Source organism: Pseudomonas syringae, assembly GCF_021606685.1.
Taxonomy (GTDB): domain Bacteria; phylum Pseudomonadota; class Gammaproteobacteria; order Pseudomonadales; family Pseudomonadaceae; genus Aquipseudomonas; species Aquipseudomonas syringae_R.
In genome coordinates this window covers 25405-51111 of record NZ_WKCB01000029.1, presented here as the reverse complement: position 1 = coordinate 51111, position 25707 = coordinate 25405, and the positions used below count along the sequence as shown (strand labels likewise).

Annotated in this window: 28 protein-coding genes and 1 tRNA gene; 8 read left to right on the top strand and 21 right to left on the bottom strand. The window is 62.3% G+C overall.

What is annotated here, in order from left to right; all coding sequences use genetic code 11:
* Positions 1–28 precede the first annotated feature (28 nt).
* Positions 29–1441 (top strand): FAD-dependent oxidoreductase, encoded by a 1413-nt coding sequence (locus GIW02_RS13590; protein WP_236415734.1) that lies wholly within the window; start codon positions 29–31, stop codon positions 1439–1441.
* Positions 1442–1453: 12 nt separating this feature from the next.
* Positions 1454–1804: a cupin domain-containing protein gene (locus GIW02_RS13585; protein ID WP_236415743.1), complete on the top strand. Its 351-nt coding sequence runs from the start codon at positions 1454–1456 to the stop codon at positions 1802–1804.
* Positions 1805–1911: 107 nt separating this feature from the next.
* Here GIW02_RS13585 and GIW02_RS13580 read toward each other — a convergent pair whose 3' ends face one another.
* Together GIW02_RS13580 and GIW02_RS13570 are read right to left on the bottom strand one after the other, a co-directional pair.
* Complete coding sequence (locus GIW02_RS13580; protein ID WP_236415752.1) at positions 1912–3360, bottom strand: PucR family transcriptional regulator; 1449 nt, start codon at positions 3358–3360, stop codon at positions 1912–1914.
* Between the two features lie 204 nt (positions 3361–3564).
* On the bottom strand, positions 3565–4440 hold the full coding sequence (locus GIW02_RS13570; protein WP_236415760.1) for a LysR family transcriptional regulator: 876 nt from the start codon (positions 4438–4440) through the stop codon (positions 3565–3567).
* 102 nt (positions 4441–4542) lie between these two features.
* Here GIW02_RS13570 and GIW02_RS13565 point away from each other — a divergent pair, with 102 nt between their 5' ends.
* Together GIW02_RS13565 and GIW02_RS13560 are read left to right on the top strand one after the other, a co-directional pair.
* Positions 4543–5478, top strand: a complete 936-nt coding sequence (locus tag GIW02_RS13565) for an NADP-dependent oxidoreductase (RefSeq protein ID WP_236415777.1) — start codon at positions 4543–4545, stop codon at positions 5476–5478.
* Between the two features lie 34 nt (positions 5479–5512).
* Positions 5513–6379 carry an NmrA/HSCARG family protein gene (locus GIW02_RS13560; protein WP_236421892.1) on the top strand — a complete coding sequence of 289 codons (867 nt, stop codon included), beginning with the start codon at positions 5513–5515 and terminating at the stop codon, positions 6377–6379.
* Positions 6380–6450: 71 nt separating this feature from the next.
* On the opposite strand, the gene GIW02_RS13555 is transcribed toward GIW02_RS13560, so the two are convergent.
* The 16 genes from GIW02_RS13555 to GIW02_RS13480 form a co-directional block, all read right to left on the bottom strand.
* Positions 6451–7602: an iron-containing alcohol dehydrogenase gene (locus GIW02_RS13555; protein WP_236421891.1), complete on the bottom strand. Its 1152-nt coding sequence runs from the start codon at positions 7600–7602 to the stop codon at positions 6451–6453.
* A gap of 10 nt (positions 7603–7612) precedes the next feature.
* Entirely contained in the window at positions 7613–8215 is a 603-nt protein-coding gene (locus GIW02_RS13550) for an ANTAR domain-containing protein (RefSeq protein WP_236414663.1), read from the bottom strand.
* Positions 8216–8231: 16 nt separating this feature from the next.
* Positions 8232–9356 carry a transporter substrate-binding domain-containing protein gene (locus GIW02_RS13545; protein ID WP_236414682.1) on the bottom strand — a complete coding sequence of 375 codons (1125 nt, stop codon included), beginning with the start codon at positions 9354–9356 and terminating at the stop codon, positions 8232–8234.
* Positions 9353–10867, bottom strand: a complete 1515-nt coding sequence (locus tag GIW02_RS13540; RefSeq protein WP_236414684.1) for an amidase — start codon at positions 10865–10867, stop codon at positions 9353–9355. The genes GIW02_RS13545 and GIW02_RS13540 overlap by 4 nt, the downstream gene beginning before the upstream one ends.
* Before the next feature lie 10 nt (positions 10868–10877).
* Positions 10878–11582: a branched-chain amino acid ABC transporter ATP-binding protein gene (locus GIW02_RS13535; protein WP_236414686.1), complete on the bottom strand. Its 705-nt coding sequence runs from the start codon at positions 11580–11582 to the stop codon at positions 10878–10880.
* Positions 11575–12297 (bottom strand): ATP-binding cassette domain-containing protein, encoded by a 723-nt coding sequence (locus GIW02_RS13530; RefSeq protein ID WP_236414689.1) that lies wholly within the window; start codon positions 12295–12297, stop codon positions 11575–11577. The genes GIW02_RS13535 and GIW02_RS13530 overlap by 8 nt, the downstream gene beginning before the upstream one ends.
* Positions 12294–13319: an ABC transporter permease subunit gene (locus GIW02_RS13525; RefSeq protein WP_236414691.1), complete on the bottom strand. Its 1026-nt coding sequence runs from the start codon at positions 13317–13319 to the stop codon at positions 12294–12296. The genes GIW02_RS13530 and GIW02_RS13525 overlap by 4 nt, the downstream gene beginning before the upstream one ends.
* A complete protein-coding gene (locus GIW02_RS13520; protein ID WP_236414693.1) occupies positions 13319–14188 on the bottom strand; it encodes an ABC transporter permease subunit in 870 nt (289 codons plus the stop codon). The genes GIW02_RS13525 and GIW02_RS13520 overlap by 1 nt, the downstream gene beginning before the upstream one ends.
* Before the next feature lie 10 nt (positions 14189–14198).
* Positions 14199–15437, bottom strand: a complete 1239-nt coding sequence (locus GIW02_RS13515; protein WP_236414695.1) for an urea ABC transporter substrate-binding protein — start codon at positions 15435–15437, stop codon at positions 14199–14201.
* A 547-nt stretch (positions 15438–15984) separates the two neighbouring features.
* On the bottom strand, positions 15985–16257 hold the full coding sequence (locus GIW02_RS13510; RefSeq protein ID WP_236414698.1) for a hypothetical protein: 273 nt from the start codon (positions 16255–16257) through the stop codon (positions 15985–15987).
* Between the two features lie 352 nt (positions 16258–16609).
* Positions 16610–16696, bottom strand: a tRNA-Leu gene (locus GIW02_RS13505).
* Positions 16697–16969: 273 nt separating this feature from the next.
* On the bottom strand, positions 16970–17251 hold the full coding sequence (locus GIW02_RS13500; protein ID WP_236414700.1) for a hypothetical protein: 282 nt from the start codon (positions 17249–17251) through the stop codon (positions 16970–16972).
* 156 nt (positions 17252–17407) lie between these two features.
* Entirely contained in the window at positions 17408–17935 is a 528-nt protein-coding gene (locus GIW02_RS13495; RefSeq protein WP_236414702.1) for a DinB family protein, read from the bottom strand.
* A 62-nt stretch (positions 17936–17997) separates the two neighbouring features.
* Complete coding sequence (locus GIW02_RS13490) at positions 17998–18609, bottom strand: LysE family transporter (protein ID WP_236414704.1); 612 nt, start codon at positions 18607–18609, stop codon at positions 17998–18000.
* A gap of 74 nt (positions 18610–18683) precedes the next feature.
* The gene (locus GIW02_RS13485) at positions 18684–19475 is read right to left on the bottom strand and encodes an AraC family transcriptional regulator (protein ID WP_236414706.1); all 792 of its coding nucleotides are present in this window, start codon (positions 19473–19475) and stop codon (positions 18684–18686) included.
* A gap of 37 nt (positions 19476–19512) precedes the next feature.
* On the bottom strand, positions 19513–20796 hold the full coding sequence (locus GIW02_RS13480; protein ID WP_236414708.1) for an arsenic transporter: 1284 nt from the start codon (positions 20794–20796) through the stop codon (positions 19513–19515).
* 140 nt (positions 20797–20936) lie between these two features.
* Between GIW02_RS13480 and GIW02_RS13475 the strand changes: the two genes are divergently transcribed.
* The 3 genes from GIW02_RS13475 (at position 20937) to GIW02_RS13465 (ending at position 22227) form a co-directional block, all read left to right on the top strand.
* Positions 20937–21152: a hypothetical protein gene (locus GIW02_RS13475; RefSeq protein ID WP_025856028.1), complete on the top strand. Its 216-nt coding sequence runs from the start codon at positions 20937–20939 to the stop codon at positions 21150–21152.
* Positions 21153–21223: 71 nt separating this feature from the next.
* Positions 21224–21919 carry an AzlC family ABC transporter permease gene (locus tag GIW02_RS13470; protein WP_236414709.1) on the top strand — a complete coding sequence of 232 codons (696 nt, stop codon included), beginning with the start codon at positions 21224–21226 and terminating at the stop codon, positions 21917–21919.
* Positions 21916–22227 carry an AzlD domain-containing protein gene (locus tag GIW02_RS13465; protein WP_236414711.1) on the top strand — a complete coding sequence of 104 codons (312 nt, stop codon included), beginning with the start codon at positions 21916–21918 and terminating at the stop codon, positions 22225–22227. The genes GIW02_RS13470 and GIW02_RS13465 overlap by 4 nt, the downstream gene beginning before the upstream one ends.
* Before the next feature lie 171 nt (positions 22228–22398).
* Here GIW02_RS13465 and GIW02_RS13460 read toward each other — a convergent pair whose 3' ends face one another.
* The gene (locus GIW02_RS13460; RefSeq protein WP_105697316.1) at positions 22399–22614 is read right to left on the bottom strand and encodes a hypothetical protein; all 216 of its coding nucleotides are present in this window, start codon (positions 22612–22614) and stop codon (positions 22399–22401) included.
* 167 nt (positions 22615–22781) lie between these two features.
* Between GIW02_RS13460 and GIW02_RS13455 the strand changes: the two genes are divergently transcribed.
* Positions 22782–23135 (top strand): hypothetical protein, encoded by a 354-nt coding sequence (locus tag GIW02_RS13455; RefSeq protein ID WP_236414713.1) that lies wholly within the window; start codon positions 22782–22784, stop codon positions 23133–23135.
* A 144-nt stretch (positions 23136–23279) separates the two neighbouring features.
* Here GIW02_RS13455 and GIW02_RS13450 read toward each other — a convergent pair whose 3' ends face one another.
* Both GIW02_RS13450 and GIW02_RS13445 read right to left on the bottom strand, forming a co-directional pair.
* Positions 23280–23984 (bottom strand): YoaK family protein, encoded by a 705-nt coding sequence (locus GIW02_RS13450; protein ID WP_236414715.1) that lies wholly within the window; start codon positions 23982–23984, stop codon positions 23280–23282.
* Between the two features lie 69 nt (positions 23985–24053).
* Positions 24054–25676, bottom strand: coding sequence for an ABC-F family ATP-binding cassette domain-containing protein (locus GIW02_RS13445; RefSeq protein WP_236414717.1), 1623 nt, complete (start codon positions 25674–25676; stop codon positions 24054–24056).
* Between the last annotated feature and the right edge of the window lie 31 nt (positions 25677–25707).

Genomic DNA, 25707 nt, shown 5'->3' with positions numbered 1-25707 from the left:
ACGCCAAGCCGTATCGGACATAAGCCCTGTGCAGGGTCGTCAGTGGGAAGCCAATAACATGCCGGAAAAACTAGAGTTGAATCAATTACCCAACCAGCCGCTGTGGTTTGCGTCGGGGCCGTCCCGTGAGCGCCTGGAAGGCTCGGTGCAAGCCGATGTGGTTATCGTTGGCGCTGGATACACAGGGCTATGGACGGCCTACTATTTGCTCAAGAGTGATCCGTCCCTTCAGGTGGTATTGCTTGACAAACACCATGTGGGGTTCGGCGCGTCCGGGCGAAATGGCGGCTGGGCTTCGGCGATTTTCCCGATCTCGCTTTCCCGTGTAGCCGAGTTGTATTCCCACTCTGCCGCACTCGATTTGCAGGCAGCGATGAACAATACGGTCGATGAGATCGGCCGTGTTCTGTCCCACGAAAACGTGGATGCAGATTATTCGAAGCAAGGTTTCCTTTCGCTGGCCCGCAGCGCCCCGCAGATGGCCCGCGCCAAGGCAGCAGTGGACGCCTCTGCGCGCTTCGGGCTGCCACACCAATGGCGTGTTCTCGACAGTGCGCAAGCGCTTGCCAAGGTCGGTGCCCAAGGCACCTTAGGTGGTCTTTATACCGAGCACTGCGCGCTCATCCATCCTGGCAAGCTGGTGCGCGGCCTGGCTAAGCTCGTCGAGCAAATGGGGGCCAGGATCTATGAGCACTCTGCGGTAACGCAGCTCACCCCAGGCGAGGTTCGTACGGCGCAAGGATCGGTCAAGGCGGGCTTCACTGTGCGTGCGACAGAGGCGTTTACGTCGCAGCAACCCGGTTACTCGCGCTTTGTTATCCCGCTGTATTCGCTGGTACTGGCCACTGAGCCGCTGCCCCGTGAGTTACTCGGCAAACTCAATCTTGACCATCGCATGGCATTCAACGACATGCGCCATCTCAGGGTGTATGGGCAGGTCACGGCAGAGGGGCGCCTGGTATTTGGTGGTCGGGGCGCGCCGTACCACTGGGGTTCGCAGATGTCTGGCGATGCGGATCTGGTGGATAAGGTTCATTCCAAGATCCATGCCGCAATGCTGGAGTTCTTTCCCGACCTTGCTGATGCGCACATTACGCATCGCTGGGGTGGCGCCCTCGGGGTGTCGCGTGACTGGTGCCCCACGGTGAGTATTGATCGGCAAAAACGCTTGGCCTGGGCCGGTAACTATGTGGGCGATGGTGTCGCCACGAGTAACTTGGCCGGGCGCATTTTGCGCAACCTTATTCTTGGCCGGGACGAGCAGATCAATACGCTGGCGCTGGTCAACCATCGCTCCCCAGCCTGGGAGCCAGAGCCCTTGCGCTGGCTCGGAGTGAACAGCGGGCTTGCTGCGGCTTCACTCAGCGATATCGAAGAACGCATCACCCATCGCCCATCTTGCACTGCGAAGTTGCTGGAAAAATTGACCGGTGCGCATTAACAGGAGATACACGTGACTTCATTTACCATTATCAAATCCACCGACCTTCAATCCTTGCCGCTGAACCCCGGAGGGCAGCGTGCCGGAGCAGACCAGGGCGATCCGCAAATAGCTACCCAGCAAGTTGCGCGTGAGGCGTCTGGTAATCTCGGGGTTTGGGAATGCGAGCCGGGCGGCTGGCCGGTGAGCAATCGGCCGGATACGGAGTTCACCTACATTATATCGGGCGTGGCGTTATTGACTGATGAGGCCAGCGGCCGCGTTGTGGAGGTCACGAGCGGTGACCTGATCATTCTCCCGCCGGGCTGGAGTGGCCGATGGGATGTGATCAAGAAGGTCAGGAAGGTGTACGCCATTTACTGAACGCTCACACCCAGGCCTGTGCATTACCTTGGCCGTATCAACCGCTGATTGAGTGGATTGATACCTCACATGAACGGCCCCTTAGCACGCTGCGGGGTCGTTTGCATTCACGGGTGAATATCGAGCAATTCGGTGTTTTTACCCGCCTGGATCGCAATCCAGAACCTGGCAATGCCGTGAGTGGTGGTGGGCTTGAATCCCGTCAATTGCTCTACCGACTTGAGTCGGTAAACCAGTGTCTGGCGATGAATACCCAGATCGAACGCCGAGCTTTTCCAATTGCCATCGTTTTCGAGGAACGTAATCAGCGTCGTTAAAAGCGCAGTGCCATTCGCACGGTCGTGCTCTATCAAGGGGCCGAGATAACGCCCCACAAGAGCCCTGGCCTCAGACAGCGACTTGGGCGCCATGATCAGCCCGGTTTCGACTTCACCATAGCGCAATAGGCCAGAGCCGAGTTCTCTGGCCTGAATCAGCGCCAGCCGCGCCTGTCTGACGCTTTCACGAACGCCCGTCGCTGACGTGATCGGCCTGCTTACACCGATCACTGTGCCGTCTCCAAGATTGGCACGAAGGGCGTCGAACGTCGTACTGTCGTCCGGGCTGATCGCCAACAGCAGTTCTTTGTCCTCCAGGAACAGAAGAGGTGTTGCGTGTAGGGCAGGTGAATGGTGTATCTCGTCGACACCCCACGGGCTTCTTTGGCCTGCGCAAATTGCCAGGCTCACCAGCGTGCCATTGAGCGCGCGTCGCTCCAGAATCGGACGCGCCAGGGTAAACTGCATTTCACTGTCCATCAGGCTACGCAGCAGTGCCGCGCCTTCCTCCCGCTGCTGGTCGCGGTGGATCATCAACCGTTCCAGCTCGACGCCCAGCAGGCCCACAAGCGAGCGCACGAGAATGGAGTCATCCATTGTTCTCTCGGCTCTACGGATCATGACCAAGTTAGCGCGAGTGCGCCCCCCAATTGCTATCCGCTCGATGTGTTCGTTGCGCGGCTGTAGAGAAGCGGCCGTTTCGACGATCTTTATCCCGCTGACTGCGTCCTCGATGGCCAGATCCAACTTTAGCGTTTGGCCAAGGATGGATAAGCGACCAGACATATCGGGTGACTTGTGCAGTGCGTCCGCATAGGTCTGGAACAGGCGCTCACTGGCGTTGAAACGTTCGCGCTGGGCGTTCAATACGCTTTCAATGACGTAATGGGACAGTTTGACAAACTCAAGCTCAAAGCTGGCGCGCAGGATCGGAAACAGCAGGTCGTTCGCCGCTTTGAGCATCTGATCTGACAGGGGCGGTGCGTCGGGGCGGGGCGCAACCACTAACGCGCTGGCGTTGCTTTGTACCAGTTGCTCCAGCCATACAACTTGATCCTGCGCTGCACGAGGAATGCCCACCCCGGTTGTCATGACGAGGTCACCAGGAGAAATCCACCGCCAAGGGTCCGGCAAATCGACGGCATGAGCCCATGTGATCAGTCGACTCGTAGCACCTTCGCCTGCGACCGCCTGTAGCTTCAACAGCTCGACATTCATCAGGTCCTGCACGGTTAACATGAGCTCATTTCCTTCAACGTTTGAGCGGTGATGCTACCGGTTAACGAGGAAGGCAACCATGGCCTTGGAGAATTGGTGAGACGGTCATTTGGACTTGCTCTTCAAGGCTCAACCGGCACCACCAACGATACGCCAGGTTCAAATGGGGCTCTTCGCACAACCACCGCGCTGAGCGAATGCCAAAACCCATCAGGGCGTGAGCTTCTAGCCCTTCAAGACCAGCGACATGTCTGGGTACTTGGCGCAGATGAAGTCGACGAATGCGCGAACTTTCGGGGCGGTTAGGCGCCTGGATGTGTGCAAGACCCAAAGCGCCGGTTCTACACCCGATACGGTGCCCCACTGGACCAGCTCGCCACGCGCAAGCTGATTCCATGCGATGGACTGTGGGATCAAGGCCGCCCCACCGCCTGCGATGGCCGCATCGCGAACCATCAGCAATGAAGAGAAGCGCAGCGTGGGGATCGGCTCCAGGACCAGTTGCCCGTCATCGAGACTCCAGTGGGTGGGCTGGAAACTCGTTGTGACGATGCTGGGCACGGGCCTGATCGCGCCGGGCATGGGCCTGGGGACTTGAGGTGCCGCCACCACGACCAGCCTGTCCTTGGCGAAGCAGCGGCCGACCAGGCGGCTGTCTGGGTTCGGGTTGATCCGAATGGCGACGTCATAGTGTTCCTCGACGAGGTCAACCAGGCGATCCTCCGCCACGACTTCGATTTCTACCTCCGGGTTGGCGCGACAGAATTCGGCGCCAATGCGGCCCATCGCAAGCTGGGAGAACAACACAGGGGCGGCCACACGCAAGCGTCCGCGCGGTGTCGATAAGCCCTCACGTGCGGCCGTCATGGCTTCGGCCACCTCGCTCAAGGGGCCTTCTGTTCGAGCCATCAGGCTTTCGCCGGCTTGGGTGAGCTTCAAGCCGCGAGCGCTGCGCTCGATCAGCCTCACGCCCAGTTGTTCCTCCAGGTCGGCGATCCGGCGCGACAAGGTGGCCTTGGAGATACCGCTCGCACGGCTTGCCTTCCCCAGGCCCTCATTGGTCGCGACGAGTATGAAATCGATCAGCGCGTTAACGTTCATGGTGTTCCATTATTGAAACGAAGTGTCTGTATTTTGGTGTCTCTGATTTACCTTCGCAACAGATTATCTTCTCGTCATCGCCACTCAAGACGAGCAACTGCCATGAGCACTCTGCAACGCGCTGTACTGATCCGGGCCTATGGCGGCGCTGACGCCGCGCGCGTGGGCGAGGTCGAAAAGCATCAACCCGAACAAGGCCAGGTGCTGGTTCGCGTTCGAGCCGCCGGCGTGAACGGCATAGATTGGAAGGTGCGTGAAGGCCATGTGCGAAATGCTTTCGCGCTGCCACTGCCCATCGTCCTCGGTGCCGAAATGGCGGGCGTGGTCGAGGCGGTCGGCCCCGGCGCCACTCGGTTGCGTGTTGGCGATCGGGTCATGGGCGCGATAGGTGGACTGGGCGCGTACGCCGAATTCGTGACCGTTAGTGAAGCGAGTCTGTCGCTGACGCCAGAACACCTCGAGGATATCCAGGCTGCCGCGATTCCCGTCGCCGCCGTAGCCGCCTGGAATAGCCTTCATCACGCAGGGCCGGTTTACCCAGGCCAGCGAATCCTCATTCACGGCGCGGCGGGTGCGTTGGGCGCCTTTGCCGTGCAATACGCCAAGCGGGCCGCCGCCGAAGTCTTCGCGACGGCAGGCACCGCTGACCTGGATTACGTACGCAGCCAAGGCGCGGACCACGTGATTGACTACCGAACCCAGCGTTTCGAGGACATCGTCCAAGACATTGATTTGGTGCTCGACTACGTCGGGGGCGAGGTGTTGGATCGCTCGTGGCAGGTGTTGGCGGAAAACGGCGTGATCGTTGGCACCTCATCTCCCGACATCCTGGCGCGCACGCCAGCCAATCGTCGAGGCCTCTGGTTCATGAACAAGCCTGACCCTGTATTGCTGGAGACGCTGGCCCAGGAAGTCGCCAGCGGCGCGCTGCAGTCCAGGATCGGCAAGGTCGTTGGCTTCAATGATATCCCGGCGGCCATCGAAGGTAATCGAAGCGCTTCAGGCACCGGCAAAGTCGTGGCGGACTTCTCTCGTTAATTCATACCCACTATCCGTTGCAGGAGATTCAACCATGAGCATTCTCGTTATTGGCGCCACGGGCACCATTGGTTCACTCATCACTCAAGGCCTGGCGCAAGCCGGCGCCGAGGTTAAAGCGCTTGTCCGCCAAGCGGGTAAGCGCGAATTCGCAGCCGGTGTCACCGAGGTGGTTGGCGACCTCACCGATGTCGCATCGATGCGCGTCGCGCTGTCTTCGGTGCGCACGCTGTTCCTGCTCAACGCCGTGACGCCTGATGAGGTGACGCAGGCGCTGATCACGCTGAACCTCGCTCACGAAGCGGGCATTGAGCGCATTGTCTATCTGTCGGTGATCCACGCTGACAAATTCACCAATGTGCCGCACTTCACCGGTAAGCATACGGTTGAACGCATGATCGAAAGCCTCGACATCCCCGCGACCATTTTGCGTCCGGCTTATTTCATGCAAAACGACCTGATGGTTCAGCAGACGATCCAGAACTACGCGGTGTACCCGATGCCGATTGGCGCGGCCGGCGTGTCAATGATCGATGCGCGCGACATTGCCGATGTCGCCGTGGCAGAGCTGCTGCGACGCGACAAAGCCTCTTCGGCGCTTGACCGCGTAACGCTGGAATTGGTGGGGCCGCAAGCACTGACGGGCGCGTCCGTGGCAAAAACCTGGAGTGCGGCCCTGGGGCGCGAGATCGCTTACGGGGGTGATGACGTGGTGGCCTTCGAAGGTCAATTGGCTGGGTACGGTCCAGGCTGGTTGGCGTACGACATGCGCCTGATGATGGCGGGTATCCAGGCGTTCGGCATGCAGGCCGCTGACGGAACAGTGGCTCGGTTAGAGGCCATCATCGGGCATCCACTGCGCACCTATGCAGACTTCGTTCGCGAGGCCGCTGCTCAGTAATAACTGCCAGGGTCGGGGGGCGATTCACCTTTTGGGGAATATTGCCCCCTGACCCCGGCAGCGCCAGCCTCTCAATACGCCGCGGTATAAATCGCCAAGGCGTCCGCTTCGAGTACAGCGCGTGGGTTGTTGACCAGCAGCCGCTGCTGTTGCATTGCACTGCGGGCCAACTCCGGCAAGCTTTCCAGGGTGACTCCGGCGTCTCTCAAGCGTAACGGCAGCCCGACGGCTGCATGAATCCGCCGCAGTTCTTCAATTAGTTGCGCGGCCCCATCCCCCGGCAGCAGACGGTCGCCCAGCACGCACGGCGCGAGTTCGGCGTAGAGCGTGCGAGCGTGGGGCAGGTTGAAGGTCAGTACCGGGTTCAGCACCAGCGCGTTGGACAGCCCGTGGGGCAGGTGAAACGTAATGCCCAGCGGGTAGGCCAGCGCATGCACGGCTGCCACTGGCGCGTTGGCGAAGGCCTGGCCGGCCAGACACGCGCCCAGCAGCATGGCCTGGCGCGCTTCGAGGTCGTGCGGCTCACGCACGGCGCGCTCGAGGTTGGCGCTGAGCAGGCGCAGGGCTTCGCGGGCGAGCAGGTCGGAGATCGGGTTCTTGCGCAGCTTGCTGGTGTAGGCCTCGATGGCGTGCACCATCGCGTCGATGCCGGTGGCGGCGGTGACCGGGCCGGGCAGGCCTACCGTCAGTTGCGCGTCGAGGATCGCCAGGTCCGGCAACAATTGCGGGGACACCACGCCGGATTTACCGGTGGCGGTGGTGACGATCGAAATCGGCGTGACTTCTGAACCGGTCCCGGCCGTGGTCGGCACCTGGATCAATGGCAGGCGGGTGCCGGTGGCCAGGTTGACGCCATAGATGTCGCCGAGGCCCTGGCGCTGTTCGGGATGGGCCAGGTAAGCGACCAGCTTGGCGGTGTCCATGGAGCTGCCGCCGCCGAAACCGACGATCAGCTCGGCACCGATTGCGCGTGCTTGTTCAGTAGCCGCCAGCACCAGCTCTTCGGCCGGGTCGGCGAGGACGTCGCTGTAGATCTGCAGGTGGATCCCCGCAGCGGCGAAGCCAGGCAGCACCGAGTCCAGCAAGTTGTGGCGCAGGATGCCGGCGTCGGTGACCAGCAGCACAGTGCGCGCACCGCGGGCGGCGCACTGTTCGGCCAGTTGGGCGGCGGCGCCACTGGCGCAGATCAGGTGGGCGGTGGTGCTGAAATTGAACGCTTGCATAAACAACCTCTTATTCTGATTGGGGCGGCAGGCCGGCATCGATGATCGTCTGGGCCACTGCTTCCATGCTGGTGCGGCTGGTCATGGCATCGCGCTGCAGGCGCCGATGGGCGTCGTTTTCGCCGATGCGATGGCGGGCCATGAGCAGGGCCTTGGCCATGGAGATCTTCGACACCGCCGGTTGCCGGGTCTGTAATTTGCGCAGTTGCGCCAGCATGTCGATACGCGCACGCCAGGCGGCGCGGGCCATCAGTAACTGGGTCAACAGGCCGAAGGGTCGTAGCGGCCGCTCGATCACGGCCGCCGGCTGGGTTTCCAGCACCAGTTGCAGCATTGACGGGTTTTCATAGCCCACCACGGCAATGATCGGCGGCGCCTGCTCGCTCAGCCCTTCCACCAGCGCCCGGGTATTCAGACGCTGGCTGAGTTCCACGGCAAGCAGGACCACATCGGTGTGCTCCGGCAACTGTGCAGGCACCGGCCAGCATTGCTCGACGATGCAGCCAATACGCTGCAACTGGTCCAGTACCACGCGGGCCTCGGCATCCACCGGGTGAATCACCAGTACGCGCAGGCCCTTGAGTTCGCGCAACAGCGAAGGTGCCTGGGTCATCTCGCACTCCCGCGGGTCATGGCTGCACATCCAACTGGTAATCGACCATGTAAGGGCTGGGTTTCACCGGCTGTTCGCTTTGCACCACCAGCTCGAAACGGCGCTGGTGGTCGAGACGCGCGATGCGTGGCCACAGCCAGGTGTGCTGGGTGTCCGGGTCGATCTGCACGCGGCCCTGGGGCGCGTCGAACTGCGCCCCGGCCAAGGCCTTGCGCAGCGCTTCGATGGACGAACCCTCGGCACGCCGCGCTGCTTCGGCGAACAGGTGCACCTGAAAGTACGCGGCCTCGCCCCCCGCCGTCAGCGGCGCCGTGTCACCAAAGCGCGCCCGGTAACGTGCGACGAACGCCTGGCTGGCGGGCGTCGCCAGGGTGGAGAACCACGGCGCCGCCGACACGTGCCCCTCGGCCTCCTCATCGCTCATCTGCAACACGTCGACCTCGTTGGTGGCGAGGCTGACGATGGGCATGCGCGCCGGGTCGAAACCGGCCTGTCGGTACGCGCGGTGCAAGGCCGGAATATCGCTGCCGACGATGGTCGAGTAGATCGCATCCGGTGCAGTGTCCCGCGCCCGTTGCATCACCTGTTCAAAGTCCTCGGCGGTAGCGTGGAACGGCAGGTAGATCTCGTCCACCACTTCGCCACCGGCCTGCTCGAACAGCTCACGCATGATGCGGTTGGACTCGAATGGGTAAACGTAGGAACCACCGACGAACAGCACCCGGTTGCCGAAATGCTCCAGCACATAACGCGCCAGCTGCACCGAGTTCTGGTTCGGTGCAGAGCCGGTGTAGAAGCACCACGGCGAGTATTCGAAGCCTTCGTACAGCGTGGGGTAGAAGAGCAATCGGCGACGGCTTTCCACCACCGGCAACACCACTTTGCGGGTGCTCGACATGTGGGTGCCGAACAGTACCTGCACCTGGTGCTCGTCACACAGGCGCAGGGCGCTGTCGCGGTAGTCCGCCGGCTCCGCGCCGGGATGACCGTCCACCGGCACCAGTGGCCGTCCGTGGATGCCGCCGGCGTCGTTGACCTCGGCGATTGCCAGGTGGGTGGCGTTGGCCTGCGTAGTCTCCGAGGCAGCGGTGAGGCTGCTCTCGGAAAACAACAGGCCGACTTTGTAGTCGGTGGTGCTCATGACGTCAGGCTTTCCCAGTCGATATGTTGTTCGAACGCGTGCGCCACTTGGTACAGCATGGCTTCGTCGTAATCCCGCGCCACCAGCATCATGCCCACCGGCAGGCCACTGGCAAGCCCGCACGGGATCGACAGGGCAGGGTGGCCGGTCACATCGAACGGCGCGGTGTTGGCGTTCATTTCCAGCGCCCGTTGTACCCACTCGCTGGCCGAGGCATCTACGGTGGGCAGCTTGGGCGCCTTTAGCGGTACGGTGGGCATCAGCAGCACGTCGAAGTCTTGCAGTTGGTGGTCGTAGGCAGCGCGCAACTGTCGGGCGGCGTTCTGGGCCTTGGCGTAATACTGGCCGCCAAAACGCTTGTACGCGTATTCACCGGCCAGCAGGCAGGTTTTCAGGTCGTGGGGGAATTGCCCAGCCTGGCTCTGCCAGTCCTGCTGCGCGTTCATCAGGCTCTCCACGTACAGGCCTTTCCAGTTCGAGCCGTAATTGTAGCCGCGCAGCAACTGGGTGGTGCCTTCCACCGCGATGGGTGTCCAGATGGCGTGGCCCAGGGCGTGCAGCGGGATCGAGATGTCCTCCACCCGTGCCCCGAGGTCAAAGAACAACGCAGCGGCACGGCGCACCGCCGCGTCCACATCGGCCTCGGAGTTGGCATGCCCGAAGCCCTCGCGCACCACACCGATGCGCAGCCCCTTGCAGCCCTTGCCGAGGGCCTGGGTGTAGGCCTCGGTCGGCACGACGCGGTCCTGCCTGGGGTCGAGGCCATCGGCGCCGGCCAGCACTTCTAAAAGCAGGGCGTTGTCGGCGAGGTTGGCACTCATGATGCCGGCGTGGTCCAGGGTCATTTCGATGGGCATGATGCCGGTGTAGGGGATCAACCCATGGGTCGGCTTCATGCCGTAGATACCGGAGTAGGCCGCCGGAATGCGGACGGAACCGCCCTGGTCAGTGCCGATGCCCAGGTCCACTTCGCCGGCCGCGATCAGCGCCGCGCAGCCCGACGACGAACCGCCGGTGGAATGCCCCGGATTACGTGGGTTGTGCACCGCGCCGGTGGCGTTGGTATGGCTGCTGCCCGACACACAGAAGAACTCGCAATGGGCCTTGCCCAGAATCTGCCCACCGGCGTCGAGCACGCGGGTGGCGACCGTGGCGTCAATGTCCGGCACGTAGCCCGCCAGGGTCGAGGCACCGTTCATCATCGGCACGCCGGCCAGGCAGATATTGTCCTTGAGCGCGATGCGCTTGCCGGCCAGTTTGCCCGTGGCGGCGCCCTGGATATCGGTGCGCACGTACCAGGCGTTGTAAGGGTTGTGCTGCGGCACCTGGCCGGGGCCGCGTGGGTAACGGGGCGGCGACGGCAGGGTGGCGATCGCGTCCAGGCGGTCGTAGTCCTGCCACACGGCTTCCAGAATGTTCGCGTATTCGTGCAGCAGCGGCTCGGCCATTTGCAGGCCAAGGCTGTGGCCGACTTGGGTGAGTTCGGCCAGGGTAGGGCGTTGAATAGACATGGCAGGTTCCTTATGCATGAAAACCCATGAAGCGTTCAGCGATCGCCTCGGCGCTGGTGTGGGCTGGGTCAACCTCGTCCACCAGTTGGCCGTTCTCGATGATCAGGATGCGGTCGGACAGGGCGCTGAGAAACTCGATGTCCTGCTCTACCAGGATCACCGCGAGGTTCTGTTCCACCCGCAGACGCTGCAGGGTTTCGATGATTTCGTCGCAGATTGAGGGCTGGATGCCTTCGGTCGGCTCATCCAGCAGGATGATTGATGGCGAGCCGCACAGGCAGCGGGCCAGGGCCAGCAGTTGTTGCTCGCCGCCGGACAGCGCGCCACCGGGCTGGTCGAGCAGGCGGTGCAGGCGCGGGAAGTACGCGAGGATGCGCTCGATGGTGGCGTCGGCGGCGGCGAAGTCCTTCACGCAGCCCATGCGCAGGTTTTCCCGCACGCTCAGGTACGGGAAAATCTGGCGGCCTTGGGGCACGTAGCCGATGCCGGCGCGGGCGCGCTGGTGGGCGGCGGCTTTGCTCAAGTCTTCGCCGGCAAAGTGCAGGCTGCCGGCCATGGCCGGCAGCTCGCCCATCAGCGCGCGCAGCAAGGTGGTCTTGCCCATGCCATTGCGACCCAGTACACCCACGCAGGTGTTGGCTGCGCAGCTCAAGCGGATGTCACGCAACACGGGAATGCGCCCATAACCGGCGGACAAATCGATGACTTCAAGCATGTTTGATCTCCTGCTTGCCCAAGTACGCTTCGCGCACCGCCGGGTCTTGGGTCACTTGGGCAAAGCTGCCCTGGGCCAGGATCGCGCCTTGGTTGAACACGGTGACGGTGCCTGCGATCAGGCGGATGAACTCCATGTCGTGCTCGACCACCACCACGGTGCTGTGGGCATTGATTTCCTTGATCAGCGCGGCGGTCTTGCGCACTTCCTGGTAGGTCATGCCGGCGGCGGGTTCGTCGAGTAATACCAGCTCCGGGCGCGAGGCGAGGATCATGCCCAGCTCCACCCATTGGCGTTGGCCGTGGGCCAGGTCGCCCACCAGGCGTGAGCGCAGCTCGGTGAGGCCGATGCGTTCGAGGGTCTCTTCGGCGCTGTTGCGTGCTTCGCTTGGGGTTTGCCTACGGCTGGCGGCCAGACGCAGGTTTTCCAGCACGTCCAGGCCGTCGAACACACTCGGGGCCTGGGTCTTGATGCCGATGCCGAGCCGGGCGACCTTATGCGGCGCCAGCCCGGAAATGCGCTGGCCCTTGAAGTGGCACACGCCACGGGTGGGTTTGAGTTGGCCGCTGAGCATCTTGAAGAAGGTGCTTTTGCCGGCGCCATTGGGGCCGATCAGGCAGCGCAGTTCGCCGCTTTCGAGAGTGAAATCCACGGCTTTGACCGCATGCACGCCGCCGAAGCTGACGCCCAGGCCTTGGGTTTGCAACAGGCTCATAGTGCGCGCTCCTGTGCAGGTGTCGGTTGCGCACGACGTTGGAAAACACGCGCTACCCAACCGGTCAAGGTCGGCAGCAAGCCACGCGGCAGCAACATGACGAAGGCCAGCAGAATCAGGCCGAGCACAAAGCCGCTGTCCACCTGCTGCTGTTCACCGAGGCGCGCCATCAGCGCCTGGATGCCGATACACGCCAGGATCGGCCCGAACAAGGTGCCACGGCCCCCGACGATGACCCAGATGATGATCTGCGCCGATTGCGCCAACCCAAACACCCCAGGGCTGACAAACGCACCCCAGTTGGCGAACAGGCAACCCGCGAGCCCGGCGATGCCGCCACCCAGGCTGAACACGATCAGCTTGTGCAGGCGCGTGTCATAGCCGAGCAAGCCGGCGCGCTGTTCGTTCTCACGAATGGCCACGACCACCTTGCCGAAACGGCTGCCGAGCAGGGCGCGCAGGCCCAGGTAGCAGAGGATCAGCGCGGCGCCGATCACCTGGAACAGGGTTTCCGGTTCCAGCACACGCTCAGGGTTGAACGGCACGTTGAGGGTGGGAATCGCCGGAATGCCGTTGAAACCGCCGAGCAATGCACTGCCGATGTGGTAGTCGGAGCCCGAGGTGGAGTTCATCACATTGAACAGAATCAAGGTGACCGCCAGGGTGATTACCCCCAGGTACACGTCGCTGATGCCGCCGTAGAACATGAAGTAACCCATGGCGGCGGCGACCAGTGCGGGCACCACGATGGCCAGCAACACCGGCCAGGTGCTGTCACCGAGGTTAATTACACCGATCGCGTAGGCGTAGGCGCCCAGGCCAAAAAACGCCGCCTGGCCGAAGCACAGAATCCCGCCAAAGCCCCAGATAAACGCCAGGCTCAGGGCCAGTAGCGCCATCACCAGGTAGATGGTCAGCGACAGCAGGGTAAACAGGTCCAGCCACTGTGGCAGGACCGCCACCAGCAGCGCGGCCACGACGCAACCGAGCAGCGGTAACAGGGTGCGAATATCAACAGGCATCAGAACGCCCTCCGAAAGAATCGACCGGTAATGCCCTGGGGCAATACCCGAATCAGCACGATGGCCGCCAGCAGCAACGCGACTTCGCCGAACACCGGGGTGCTGAAAAACGTCACCACTTGGCTGATCACACCGAAGCCGCCCGCAGCGCTGAGGGTGCCGGTGATCACCGCGCTGCCGCCGCCGATCACCGTGATGAAGGCCTTGGCGATGTAGCTGGCGCCGAGGGTGGGGATCACCCCGGTCAGTGGTGCTAACACGGCACCGCCCAAACCGGCGAGCGCCGCGCCCAGGCCAAACGTGAGGCTGTAGATGCGCCCCGGATTGGCACCGAGTGCAGCGGCCATCCTGGCGTTCTGCATGGTGGCGCGGGCGCACAGGCCGAAGTGGGTAAACCGCAGCAGCGCCCACATGCCCAACAGCACGACGACCGCCACGCCGATCACAAACAGGCCGTAGCCGCTGGTTTGGTAAGCGCCCACGGTGATGCCCGGCAACGGCGAGCTGATGCCTACCGTGGTATTGCCAAACAGCATGGTGGCGGCGCCGGTCAGTGCCAGGCTCAGGCCCCAGGTGGCGAGCATGGTGTCGATCATGCGGCCATACAGGTGCCGTACCAGCAGGCGCTCCACCAGCATGCCGAACAGGCCCACGCTCAGGGGCGCCAGCACCAGGATCGAAATCCAGATCGGTACGTGCAGGTTGTGGGTGGCGAGCACGGCGACGTAACCGCCGAGCATCATGAATTCACCGTGGGCCAGGTTGATGATTTTCATCATCCCGAAGACCACCGCCAGGCCAATGCTCAGCAGCACCAGCGTGGCGATGGCGCCGACGATTTGCAGGGAAAAAATGGCAGCCCAATCCATGACGACCTCCTTACAGCGCGATGCTGTATTGTTTGGCGTCGCGCGGGTTCTTCACCAGGTCGCACACGGCGGCGGTGTCGGAGGGCGCTTGCTGGGCGAAGCTTTCAACCACTTCCAGGCGGCGGTCGCGGACTTCGGCGATGTGCACGTCGAGCACACAGTGATGGGTCGCCGGGTCAATGCTGACCTTGCCGCTGGGCAGGTCCAGGCTGATGCCTTTTTCCAGCGCCTGGGTCACGGCCATGCGTTCCACCGTACCCGCCTGGCGCACACCTTCGGCCCACAGCATCATGCCCTGGTAGGCGCCCATGGCCAGTTCGGTGATGTAGGGGTAGTCGGCGCCAAAGCGCTTGTGGAAGCGTTCGACGAACGCCTGGTTCTGCGGCGTGGCCAGTTCCTGCACATAGTTCTGGCAGATCAGGATGCCGTTGCATTCTTCCGGCGACAGCACGATGTGTTCGTTACCGCCAGCGAAGGTGGTGGACGCAATCGGCAACTTACCGGTCATGCCTGCAGCTTTCCATTGGCGATAGAACGACATGTGCGCGCCGCCCACCAGCGCCGACCAGACGAAGTCCGGCTTGGCTTCCTGGATCTTCGAGATAGTCGCGCCGAAGTTGGTCACGTCCAGTGGGAAGAACTCGATGCCAACGCTTTCTCCACCGGCTTGCTCGACGTACTTCTTGACCCAGGCGGTGACGATCTGCCCGTAGTTGTAGTCCGCCGCGACGATGTAGACCTTCTTGCCCCACTGCTTGGTGACATGCGACACCAGCTTCTCCACGGTCTGGCCGGGGGTGACGCCGGTGCCGAAGAAGTTGCGGTCACACACGCCGCCTTCGTATTGGTTGTTGTAGAAATACAGGGTTTTGTAGCGGTCCAGCACCGGACGCACCACCTCCCGCGACGCCGAGGTGATACCGGCGTGCACCACCGCCGCGCGGTCCTTGAGCGCGGCCTGCTGGGCGTATTGCGCGTAGAGCTGCATGTTCGACTGGGTGTCGTACTTGATCAGGTTAAGCGGTCGGCCGAGCAAACCGCCGGCGCTGTTGAGTTCTTCGACCGCGAAGGTCAGGGCATCGACGATGGGTTTGCCGTAGATGTCGAGGCCGCCGGAGTTGTCATACAGCGAGGCGATATTGATCGCGTCGTCAGCGGCAAACGCCGAGAAAGGCTTGAGGCTCAAGGTAGACAATGCAGCGGCGGAAATAGCCGATGTGCGCAGGAAAGCACGACGATTCATAGCCATTCGGAAGACTCCTGAAACCCGGACCCCAGCCTCCACCACAGCCCCAAGCACGCCAGGAAAAAGCCCGGCACGACAGTTGGCAATGAAGGAGAGAAGGTCTGGGAAGAAATGCAGGCGGGGAAGGAGGGCCTGATTTCACATACCGACGGCGCTGTCGGCTGGATGTGTGAGTCGCTTCACTTGGAGACGCCAGCCGCATCGTTGAGGCTGGGTCGCCCACCCTGGGAGGATGGGGGAAACGAGTACCGCAAGGCGCGGCGGTAGTTCAAAAGCAAGCTTCAGGCCATAAATGCTATGTATATGATTTTAAAGGAGTCTATGGCGTGGAGCGAAGTCTGCCGCGCCCCGAAAAATGTCACCTGGGTAGAAACGACGCACCGCGTGCGTGCGTTTTGGGCATAGGTGACGTTCTCGTCAGACGCAGGGTACTCGGCCAATAACGGTGTCAGATTCCCCGCCATGATGTGCGACTCGATCGAGTAGTGGGCAGGGTGGCCACGCCCGAGAGTGTTACGTGTGCTGCAGGTGAGCGCAGCACGGGTGACTGTCACAGGCCACCAAAAAGTATCTTGGCGCTGACCAGTTTCTGGCCATTGACCGTGAGCGTGCAAAAGCTCTCAGGCATTGTCCTGCCTGGCTCAGTCTTCATAGGATCGCATTTGAGAACGCCCTTCTTGTCGCCGAATGGAAGTTCAAACCCCGCCAGCGTCTTGCTGAGCTCCAAAGTGTACTTCTGCCCATAGCCCATTCTAGCGATCACCGTAGGCTCGCCGTCGCCCAGGAATCCGGATGTGGGAAGCGCACACAAAGTGCCTTCCACTCGCTTCCCGTCGATGATGTTCGCGTCTGTATAGCAGGCGATTTGGCCGCGTTTGGTGGCTATGCCGCCAGGGCCTAAATCGGTCCATGTGGGTTGCGGGCCTACGGTGCATCCGGCGAGTGCGCAAGCACCCAGAAGTCATACGAGGAGTGAGCTTGTTTTGACGGATGGCATGCGGGTTAGCGTCCTTACTGATGGAAGCCGCCATCAATACCGGCAAAGCGCCACTATTTCAAGCTCAAGGTGAGTTGGCAGAACGCCAGAGAGGGGGATTGCGCAACAGATCCCGAAATTGCGGAGCGCAAAAGATAAGGGCCTGCATGAAGTTCATCATGCAAGCCCTTGATATCTGTGGTGCCCGAACCCGGAATCGAACCGGGACGCCCTTACGAGCGGGGGATTTTAAGTCCCATGCGTCTACCAGTTTCGCCATTCGGGCGGTAGCGCGGTGCAGCAGGGTTGAGAATATATAGACCCAGGCGCGTGGGCGCAAGGTCAAAGGCCAGCTTTGTTGTGGTGTTTATTCGATGAAAAAGCTCGTTAGATCAGTGATCTACAGCGGCTTTTGGAAGATTTCCGGAAGATTCCTACGCAGTGTTTGACGACGCTGTGTCGGGTTCCAGCCTGCCTGCCGTCGTTTGCGCAGCCTTGAGGCGTTTGAGCGGTCGCAGTGGGGCTTACCCGCAAGCCCCACCTTGGATCGGCGACGTACTTATACGAACGGCTGACCACTGAAGCCGCGTGGCAGGCGCTGCAGGCCTGGCAGGTCGGTGAGGCGTTGGGTCCAGGCGCTGCGCCAGTCGCTGGCGGTGTGGGTCTTGGCTTTGCGCGATGCGCGGCGGGCGGCGTTGCGCTGGGTGCGGCGCGCTTCCTTGTAGGCTTCGGTGTTGCGGCAGGTACGGCATTTGACCCGGTTCAGCTCGGTGCTGGAGGGTAGGTTGCTGCCGTGATGGCCGCAGGCAAGATGCCCGGCGACCTTGAAGTGAATGACCATGTAAGCGTCTCCTTCTTATGGGGTACGCGCACCGGTAGACCCACAATGCGCGCGGGGAGGGCGGGCGGTTAAAAAACCCGGCACCTGAAATTACGACCCCATGCGCGGTGTGACGTTCGGTTATGGCCTTCAAACGAATAGATACCCGCGCGGGGCCTAGTCGATTAGCGCCAGCAGGTCCGTATCCCCCACATCAACGCCGGCCTGGGTCAGCAAGGTGGTTGCCTGGCCGCGATGGTGGGTCTGGTGGTTGAAAAAATGCACTAACAGGCTGAAGAAGTTTTTGTCGGCCGCGACGCCGCGCATGTTTTGATAGTGCAGGCAGTGGTCGAGGTCGCTGTCGCTGAGGCTGTTGGCCCAGTCGATGATCAGTTGATCCAGCCAGGCGCGCCGGGCCGCCAGGGCAGGCAGATCGGCGAAGGCCAGGTGCTTGAGATCGTGCGGCGTGGCGATGGCGTTCAACGGTGCCAACGCCGCATGGCCGCCTGGGTGCAGGGCAAAGCGCTTGAGCCATACCGTATCGCCCAAGACCAGGTGGTTCAGAGTGCCGAGGATCGAGCCGAAAAACGCCTGGCGGTCTTCCAGCAGCGCCGCGTGACTCAGCGTACCGGCGGCGTCATAGATCTTGCGGTTCATCCACTGGTTGTAGGTCGCCAGCAGCGTGAGCTGTTCGATACGGTTCACGGGTTTATCTCTTGTTCCTGGGGTGGCGCCATCATAGGACGTGCTCGGCATGATAGGTAACGTCATATCCCCTGGGCGGCAAGAATGGCCAGATAGAGCAGCACCACACCGCAGGCGCCATAGCTGATGCGTTGCCACATTGGTGAGGCATTTTTGCGCAGCAGATTGACCAGTCCCGCCGTCAAAAAACACGACAGCACCGCTGCCAGCATGAAGCCGCTGAAAAACATCAGGGTCTGCCCATGGCTGGGTGTGGCGCCGACGATGCCGGACAAGGCGCTGCCCAGCGCGCCCCAGTACACAATGTTCTTGGGGTTGGCCAGGGAGATTGCCGCGCCGACCGCCAGCGCGTTCTTCGCGCTGCTGGCCGGCGCGATGTCGGCTGGAGGCAAGTGCCAGGCATCTATCAGGCTGCGCACGCCCAGCCAGGCCAGGTACAACGCGCACACGATCGTGAGCGGCACACGCACAGCATCGTGCTGGATCAGCAGGGCGATACCGGTGAGGCCGATCACCGCCCAGACGGCATCGCCCACCAACGAGCCGACCTGGACCAGCAACGCTGGGGTGAAACCCTGCGACAAGCCCCGGCGCAGTGTCTCTGCCAGCACAGCGCCGGGGGAGAGGCAAAACACAAAACCGAATACCAGCGCGTAAAAGAAGATCGTCAGCATGCCCGCGTTCCTTCAAATAATGGCGGGCAGTGTGCGGACACCGGCGCGGGCTGTCTTGAACCAGATTGCGCTGCTCAGCGTTTCAGCACGCTTTGGTAGTGGCCTGGAGTGATGCCGTAGGCCGCACGGAAATGCCGATTGAGATGGCTCTGGTCGGCAAAGCCCAGGTCGTGGGCGACCACACCCGCCGCCACGCCCTTGCGCAGCAGGCCCTTGGCGCGCCGCGTGCGCAATTGCATGGCCCATTGCCGAGGGCTCAGCCCGGTTTCCTTCTGGAAGGTGCGCAGCAGGTGGAATTTGGACAACCCCAGCTCATCGCCGAGGTGCTCCAGGGGCAGGGCCTGATGCAAGTGTTCGGCGAGCAATTCTTGCGCGCGGCCGATCAGCTGTTTGCCGCTGGCGGCGCTGCCGGGCACGCGCACACCGCTGAGGCTGACCACCTCACCGAGCAACACCACCAAGGCGTCTTCGTGCAACTCGCGGGCCCGCGTATCGCTGCTCAACAGCCCTTGGACTGCCGTCGCCAGGCGCAGGGCCAGGTCCGGTGCGAAGCACAGCGAACGATCGAACTCCAGCTGCGCCAAGCCCAGGTCAGCGGCCAGTTGGTCCGCCGTGACGTACAGGCTCACAAACTGCCAGGGCGCGCCCGCCGCCGCGCCGCCGCCCTGAATCTGCCCAGGGTTGTACAAGGTGATGGAGCCCGGCCCGGCATGGAACTCGCGGCGGTCCAGCCAGACGTTCTCCTCGCCCACCAGGTTCACGCCGATCACACATTCGTCATGGCTGTGGCGGGCAAAAGTCAGGCCGGTGCAGGTGGTGCTGCTGATTTCATAATTGCCCAGCCAGGCGTGCTGCATGGCGCTCATCGAGTCGGCTCGCGACAGAGGGAAGCGCCGAGCATACCTAAATACTCAGGCGCACGGCGAGGGCGGCCAGGGTGATCAGCAGCACCGGCAAGGTCAGCACAATCCCCACCTTGAAGTAGTAGCCCCAGGTGATGGTGATGCCTTTGCGCGCCAATATATGCAGCCACAGCAACGTGGCCAGGCTGCCGATGGGGGTGATTTTGGGGCCGAGGTCACTGCCGATCACGTTGGCGTAGATCATCGCATCCTTGACCACGCCCACGGCATGGCTGGACTCGATGGACAGGGCGCCGATCAACACGGTCGGCAGGTTGTTCATCGCCGACGACAGCACGGCGGTCAACACGCCGGTGCCCATGGCCGCCCCCCATACGCCGTAGTGGGCGAACGTATCGAGCCAGGTCGCCAGGTAGGTGGTGAGGCCCGCGTTACGCAAGCCGTAGACCACCAGGTACATGCCCAGGGAGAAGATCACGATCTGCCACGGCGCTTCCTTGAGCACTTTGCGCGTGGAAATCTTGTGGCCCTTGGCGGCAATCACCAACAACAGCACGGCGCACACGGCGGAGATGGCGCTGATGGGAATGCCCAGCGGCTCCAGGGCGAAGCAGCCGACCAGCAGGATACCCAGCACCCACCAACCCGCGCGGAAGGTAGCGCGGTCGTGAATGGCGCTGGTGGGGTCGGCGAGGTCGGCCGGGTCGTAGGTCTGCGGGATGTCGCGGCGGAAAAACCACAGCAACACGGCGAGGGTGGCCGCCACGCTGACCAGGTTCACCGGCACCATCACCGCTGCGTATTGGTTGAAGCCGATCTTGAAGTAGTCGGCCGAAACGATGTTGACCAGGTTCGACACCACCAGCGGCAGGCTCGCCGTGTCGGCGATAAACCCCGCGCCCATGACAAACGCCAGGGTCGCGGCCGGCGAAAACCGCAGGGCCAGCAGCATCGACATGACGATGGGGGTCAGAATCAACGCCGCGCCGTCATTGGCGAACAGCGCAGAGACCAACGCACCGAGCAGCACCATGTAGGCAAACAAGCGCCGACCACGGCCACGGCCCCAGCGCGCCACATGCAGCGCGGCCCAGGCGAAGAACCCGGCCTCGTCCAGCAACAGGCTGATGATGATCAGCGCCACAAACGTCCCGGTGGCGTTCCAGATGATGTGCCACACCACCGGGATGTCGGCCAGGCTGATCACGCCGCAGGCCAGCGCCAGGATTGCGCCCAGGGTGGCGCTCCATCCTACGCCAAGCCCCTTGGGCTGCCAGATGACCAACACGATCGTAACCAGAAAGATACCAATGGCAACCAGCATTCGAGCCCCCAGGCGCGGAAAAAACGGTGTAAGGATTGACTTGCGACAAGTCCTACTAATTCCCGGATAAGTACCTGAAATTAAAATGAAACACTAGTGTCCTAAAGTGCCCGACCATCAGTGATAAAGGAAGTAACCGCGTGACCCGTGCCACTCGCAACCTGCGCAAGACCCTGGATTCCGTCGCGGAAAATAACGAAACCGCGGCGTTCGACCTGATGCGTGCCGTCGAAAAACTCGGCGATGAAGTGCTGCGCCAGCGCTTGCTCAACACCATTCACCGGCTTAACCAGGATGCCCACGAACTGCGCGAAGCGCGCGATTCAGTGGAGCAGGTGTCGGTTCGGCTGGCCTGAGCAAGATCGTTCAAGACAAACGCCCTGTTGCGCTGGCATGCTTGTCGACTGTCTGTCGATGAGCCGTGTCCATGCCTGCCGCCTTACCCCATTACGCTTTCGCTCGCGGCGCAATCGCCGTCATTCCCCTGTCCCTGGCCTGTGCGCCCTGGGGCTTGCTGGCCGGTTCGATGGCCATCGATGCAAACTTCACCCCGCTGCAAGCCCAGGGATTGTCCGCCATCGTATTTGCCGGGGCTGCCCAACTCGTCGCCATTGGCATGGTCAAGAGCGGCGCCAGCCTGATTTCCATCGTGCTCACGACCTTGCTGTTGACCTCTCAGCATTTGCTCTATGGCATGCACCTGCGCCCGATCGTTTCACCGCTCAAGACCCGCTGGCGCATGAGCCTGGGGTTTCTGCTGACTGACGAATTCTTTGCCTTGGTCAGCCACTACGACCGCCAGACCTTTAACCGCTGGTATGCCCTGGGCGTTGGCCTGACGTTCTATATCGCCTGGAACCTCTTTACGCTGGCTGGCATCGTGCTGGGCAAAAGCATCCCTGGTCTGGATCAGTTGGGCCTGGAGTTTTCCATTGCCGCGACGTTTATTGCGCTGATCACCCCGGTGGTGCGTGATGTGCCAACGGTGGTCTGCGTCGGCGTGTCGCTGCTGTTTTCGGTGTGGCTGAGCTTCCTGCAGTGGGAGTCGGCAGTGGTGGTGTCCGGCGTGCTGGGCATGAGTGCAGGCTTTGTGTGCAAACGACTGGGGGTCGGCCAGCGATGATTTATCTGATGATTGTGGCCATAGGCCTGGTGGTGTTTCTCAACCGTTACCTGTTTATCGAGCCGCGCCTGCCGGTGCGGCTCAACCGTGGCGCGCGGGAGTTCCTGGGGTTTGCGGTGCCAGGCATGCTGACGGCGATTTGCGGGCCGATCATTTTTCTTGCCGACCACCAGCTCAACCTGAGCCCGGCCAACCCTTACCTGCTGGCCGCGGTCTGTGCAGTGGGGTTGATGTTCTGGACACGCAATGTGTTGATGACCGTGCTGTTGAGCATGGGGCTGTTCTATCTGTTTCGCTGGTGGCTGTGAGCGCACCGGCTGCGCTGGGTCGCAGGCAAAAAAAAGCCCGCGGGAGGGCGGGCAGAAGGGAGACTTCTAAAAAATGAGCTGGCCGACTATAGACCGCGCATTCGCCCTTCACAGTGAAACAAAATTCATACTGCGCACAGCAAAGCGGCCCCAATCGGGGCCGCTGTTGCATCAGCTCTTCGCGTTGAGCTTGCGCAGCTCTTCGTAGGTGGCCGACTGGACGAACCAGAAGCCAGAGATGATGCACCACGTCAACGTACCGCCGACCAGGACCGCCAGGCCCGACAGAAAACTCGCGCTGAACATCGACACCAGGCCGATCAGCCAAACGAAGGCCAGGGCGATGTAGAGCACGGAGTTGTTAACGCTGATGACGAAATCTTTCATGACGCTTCCTTGTAGAGACTATCCCGTTGAACTCCTCAGTGAGATCAACGGTGGCATCATAAAGCCATGATCCAGATGGCGCTACCCCGATCGCCATTGCGGTAATCCGTCATGGCAAGCGTCGGCGCTAATGATAGAGTCGCGTTTTTTTCCAAGGAGGCAATGGCATGCACAAGCTTGTATTGGGCGCATTGGTACTGGCTGCACTGGCCGGTTGCGCGGGTTCGAAGATGAAAGAAGCGCGCACAGGCAACCCCTACAAGGCCATGGCGTCAGACAAAGCCACCTTGGTGGTGGCTGAGTGCATCCAGTTCGGTTGGCAGGATGAAAGCGTGTTTGGCGTGGACGCTGGCGGCTTCAAGGAGCCGACCGGCGCGGGTGGTTTTACCGTCTACACCACCGGCGGCGACTATTTTGTCGATGTGCTGAGCGCCGGCGCCGGCTCTACCGTCAAGTACTACGCCGCCGAGGACAACATGCCCGCCAAGCGCCGTCTGGCTGCTCTGGCGACTTGTCTGTAATCCATTGCCTTAGTGTTTTCAGGAAATGCCCGGCGGACAGCCGCCGGACATTGGCTTATGATTCACTCCGCTTGCCCGACATGATGGCTCTTTACCAGTACACGGACGTCGAGGCCTAAACGTCGGGCAAGCTCTTCTTTTTCCCTATCGCGGCATAAAGCCCAGATGCCAGCGCCGGGGAATCTTCAGCGACACCAGCCCCAGCACCCCCGCCAGCACTCCGCTTACCAGCAGCGCCTTTAGGCCCAACTGTTGCTCCAGCAGTGCGCCGATCACCGCCCCTACAAACATCCCCGCCCAGGGAATCAGCTGGACTCTCCAGCCATTGCGCCGCTCGCCCAGCATCCAGCGCCCCAGCCCGCGGCCGAAACGCGACAGCGCCCCGGTGACGTAGGTGAGGCCCACCGGCAAACCGTTTACCTCTTCCACGGCGGCATTGAGCATGCCCATCGCGATGATCGCCGCCAGCAAGGCGGGCAGCGTGTCGGCAAATGGCAGCAAGGCGCCGCCACACAGCAAGGCCGCGATGCACAGCAGCAGGGGCAGGGCATGGCGCCGACTGAGGCGGCTGACGATCACCCCCAAGGCATTGCCGATCACGAACGTGGCAACCAGCAACAGCAGGCGCCCGGTCAACCCCAGCTCACCGGCACTGATGGCCACCGCCAAGCGGGTGGTGTTGCCGCTCATGAACGACACAAAGTCGCCACTGGCCATAAAGCCGATGGCATCGGTCATGCCCGCCAGCACCGACAGGCTAGCCACCAGCATCAAGCCGACCCGGCCACGCCAGCGGTGTTGATGGGCAAGTGCGGCATTAGCGCAAGGCGTGCGGGGCGAAGGCAGCATGGGGCCGGGCTCCTCGGTGAGATTATCCGGCCACTACGGTAGGGCGCTTTGCGGGTGCGCGCAATGACCTCAGACACACACCAGCCGCCAACCCTCAGGTTCCCATCGCAAATGATGGGTTGGCCGGATCGCCTGCACAAAGGCTGCATCGTGAGACACCACCAGCATCGCGCCGGTAAAATCCTGCAGCGCCTGCTCAAAGGCCAGCACCGACTCGAGGTCGAGATGGTTGGTGGGTTCGTCGAGCAACAGCAGTTGCGCGGGTGTTGCCCGCCAGAGGGCAATTGCCATCGCGGCTTTCAAGCGCTCGCCGCCGCTGAGCCGCCCGGCGGGTTGGGTCACCCGCCGGGCGTCCAGTTGCAGCAAGGCCAGGCGGGTGCGCAGTTCACCTTGGGTCAACGGCGTGTCGAGCAAGTTGAGTTGCTCGACCACGCTGCGTTGATCGTCCAGCAGCGTCAGGTGCTGATCGATATACGCGCAGGGCACCGGCACCAAACACTCGCCACTCACCGGCTGCCCGTGGCCTGCGAGCACTTTGAGCAAGGTGGATTTGCCGCAGCCGTTCGGCCCCTGCACGGCGACGCGTACCGGCCCCATCAGCTGCAGCGTGAGCGCAGGCTGGTGCAGCCAAGGTAACCGGGCATTCGTCAGCGCCAGGACTTGTCGGCCATTGGGCAGCGCAGAGCCGGGCAAGGTGAGCAGGGTCGGTGTTTCATCAGCGACGCGTGCATAGGCCTGGCGTACCTGATCGTCCAACTGACGCTTGTGGGCGTGATGGGCGCTGCGCACACCGCTGACAACGTCCGTGGCGGCACCTTTCCAGCGGGCCTTGGTCAACCGGTCGACATTCGCCGTTTCTGCGTGTTTGCGTGAGCGGGCGGCGCTGCGTTGCAGGCTGTCGTGATCCTGTTGCAGGCGCCGGCGTTCGCGGCTGCGCTCCACGCGTGCGTGCTGCAGGGCGGTGACGGCGGCCTGCTGTTCGTTATCGCGCTGCAAGCGATAGGTCGCGTAGTTGCCACCGTAGCTGCGCACGCCCGAGGGCGACAGTTCGATGATGCGCCCCAGGGTGTCGAGCAATTGCCGGTCATGGCTGACCACCACCAGGCCGCCGCGCCAGGCGTTCAAGACCTGCAGCAGCCACGCGCGACCGGCGCTGTCGAGGTGGTTGGTCGGCTCATCGAGCACCAGCAGTTGCGGCATGGCCAATAGCGCACCGATCACCGCCACCCGGGCGAGTTGCCCGCCACTGAGTTGATCGGCGCGCGTATCGCTAGCCAACTGCTCCAGGCCCGCGCCATCCAGGGCGTTGCGCAAGCGTTCAGCCAGGTCCCAACGGTCGTCGATCACTGCCAGGTCGTCGGCCTGCGCAGCACCGCTCGCCAGGCGCTGCAGTGCCGCCAAACCCTGTGCGGTGCCCGTGATGTCGGCCACGGTGTCCGCCGCAGCTACCACCATGCTTTGCGGCACATACGCCACGCTAGCCGTACACGTGAGCGCACCGCCGGAGGGGGACAAGACCCCGGCAATCAGCTGCGCGAGGATGCTTTTGCCGCTGCCGTTTCGCCCGACGATGCCGGTGTGCGTATGGTCGATGGACAGCGTAATGTCGCGCAGCAGGGTTTCGCCATTGGCGAACTGCAAAGACAGGTGTTGCAGGGAAACCAGGACGGGCAGCCGGTTGACGTCAGTCATCAGCACCTCCAGAAAAATGTCAAACAGGCCA

Bases quoted from the DNA above. Each gene is read 5' to 3' on its own strand.
- GIW02_RS13545 (WP_236414682.1), bottom strand. From the start codon at position 9,356: ATGAGCACCACCGACTACAAAGTCGGCCTGTTGTTTTCCGAGAGCAGC.
- GIW02_RS13535 (WP_236414686.1), bottom strand. From the start codon at position 11,582: ATGCTTGAAGTCATCGATTTGTCCGCCGGTTATGGGCGCATTCCCGTG.
- GIW02_RS13470 (WP_236414709.1), top strand. From the start codon at position 21,224: ATGCCTGCCGCCTTACCCCATTACGCTTTCGCTCGCGGCGCAATCGCC.
- GIW02_RS13550 (WP_236414663.1), bottom strand. From the start codon at position 8,215: ATGACCCAGGCACCTTCGCTGTTGCGCGAACTCAAGGGCCTGCGCGTA.
- GIW02_RS13445 (WP_236414717.1), bottom strand. From the start codon at position 25,676: ATGACTGACGTCAACCGGCTGCCCGTCCTGGTTTCCCTGCAACACCTG.
- GIW02_RS13530 (WP_236414689.1), bottom strand. From the start codon at position 12,297: ATGAGCCTGTTGCAAACCCAAGGCCTGGGCGTCAGCTTCGGCGGCGTG.
- GIW02_RS13580 (WP_236415752.1), bottom strand. From the start codon at position 3,360: ATGTTAACCGTGCAGGACCTGATGAATGTCGAGCTGTTGAAGCTACAG.
- GIW02_RS13500 (WP_236414700.1), bottom strand. From the start codon at position 17,251: ATGGTCATTCACTTCAAGGTCGCCGGGCATCTTGCCTGCGGCCATCAC.
- GIW02_RS13570 (WP_236415760.1), bottom strand. From the start codon at position 4,440: ATGAACGTTAACGCGCTGATCGATTTCATACTCGTCGCGACCAATGAG.
- GIW02_RS13465 (WP_236414711.1), top strand. From the start codon at position 21,916: ATGATTTATCTGATGATTGTGGCCATAGGCCTGGTGGTGTTTCTCAAC.
- GIW02_RS13485 (WP_236414706.1), bottom strand. From the start codon at position 19,475: ATGAGCGCCATGCAGCACGCCTGGCTGGGCAATTATGAAATCAGCAGC.
- GIW02_RS13490 (WP_236414704.1), bottom strand. From the start codon at position 18,609: ATGCTGACGATCTTCTTTTACGCGCTGGTATTCGGTTTTGTGTTTTGC.
- GIW02_RS13460 (WP_105697316.1), bottom strand. From the start codon at position 22,614: ATGAAAGATTTCGTCATCAGCGTTAACAACTCCGTGCTCTACATCGCC.
- GIW02_RS13455 (WP_236414713.1), top strand. From the start codon at position 22,782: ATGCACAAGCTTGTATTGGGCGCATTGGTACTGGCTGCACTGGCCGGT.
- GIW02_RS13555 (WP_236421891.1), bottom strand. From the start codon at position 7,602: ATGCAAGCGTTCAATTTCAGCACCACCGCCCACCTGATCTGCGCCAGT.
- GIW02_RS13525 (WP_236414691.1), bottom strand. From the start codon at position 13,319: ATGCCTGTTGATATTCGCACCCTGTTACCGCTGCTCGGTTGCGTCGTG.
- GIW02_RS13565 (WP_236415777.1), top strand. From the start codon at position 4,543: ATGAGCACTCTGCAACGCGCTGTACTGATCCGGGCCTATGGCGGCGCT.
- GIW02_RS13480 (WP_236414708.1), bottom strand. From the start codon at position 20,796: ATGCTGGTTGCCATTGGTATCTTTCTGGTTACGATCGTGTTGGTCATC.
- GIW02_RS13520 (WP_236414693.1), bottom strand. From the start codon at position 14,188: ATGGATTGGGCTGCCATTTTTTCCCTGCAAATCGTCGGCGCCATCGCC.
- GIW02_RS13515 (WP_236414695.1), bottom strand. From the start codon at position 15,437: ATGGCTATGAATCGTCGTGCTTTCCTGCGCACATCGGCTATTTCCGCC.
- GIW02_RS13540 (WP_236414684.1), bottom strand. From the start codon at position 10,867: ATGTCTATTCAACGCCCTACCCTGGCCGAACTCACCCAAGTCGGCCAC.
- GIW02_RS13560 (WP_236421892.1), top strand. From the start codon at position 5,513: ATGAGCATTCTCGTTATTGGCGCCACGGGCACCATTGGTTCACTCATC.
- GIW02_RS13450 (WP_236414715.1), bottom strand. From the start codon at position 23,984: ATGCTGCCTTCGCCCCGCACGCCTTGCGCTAATGCCGCACTTGCCCAT.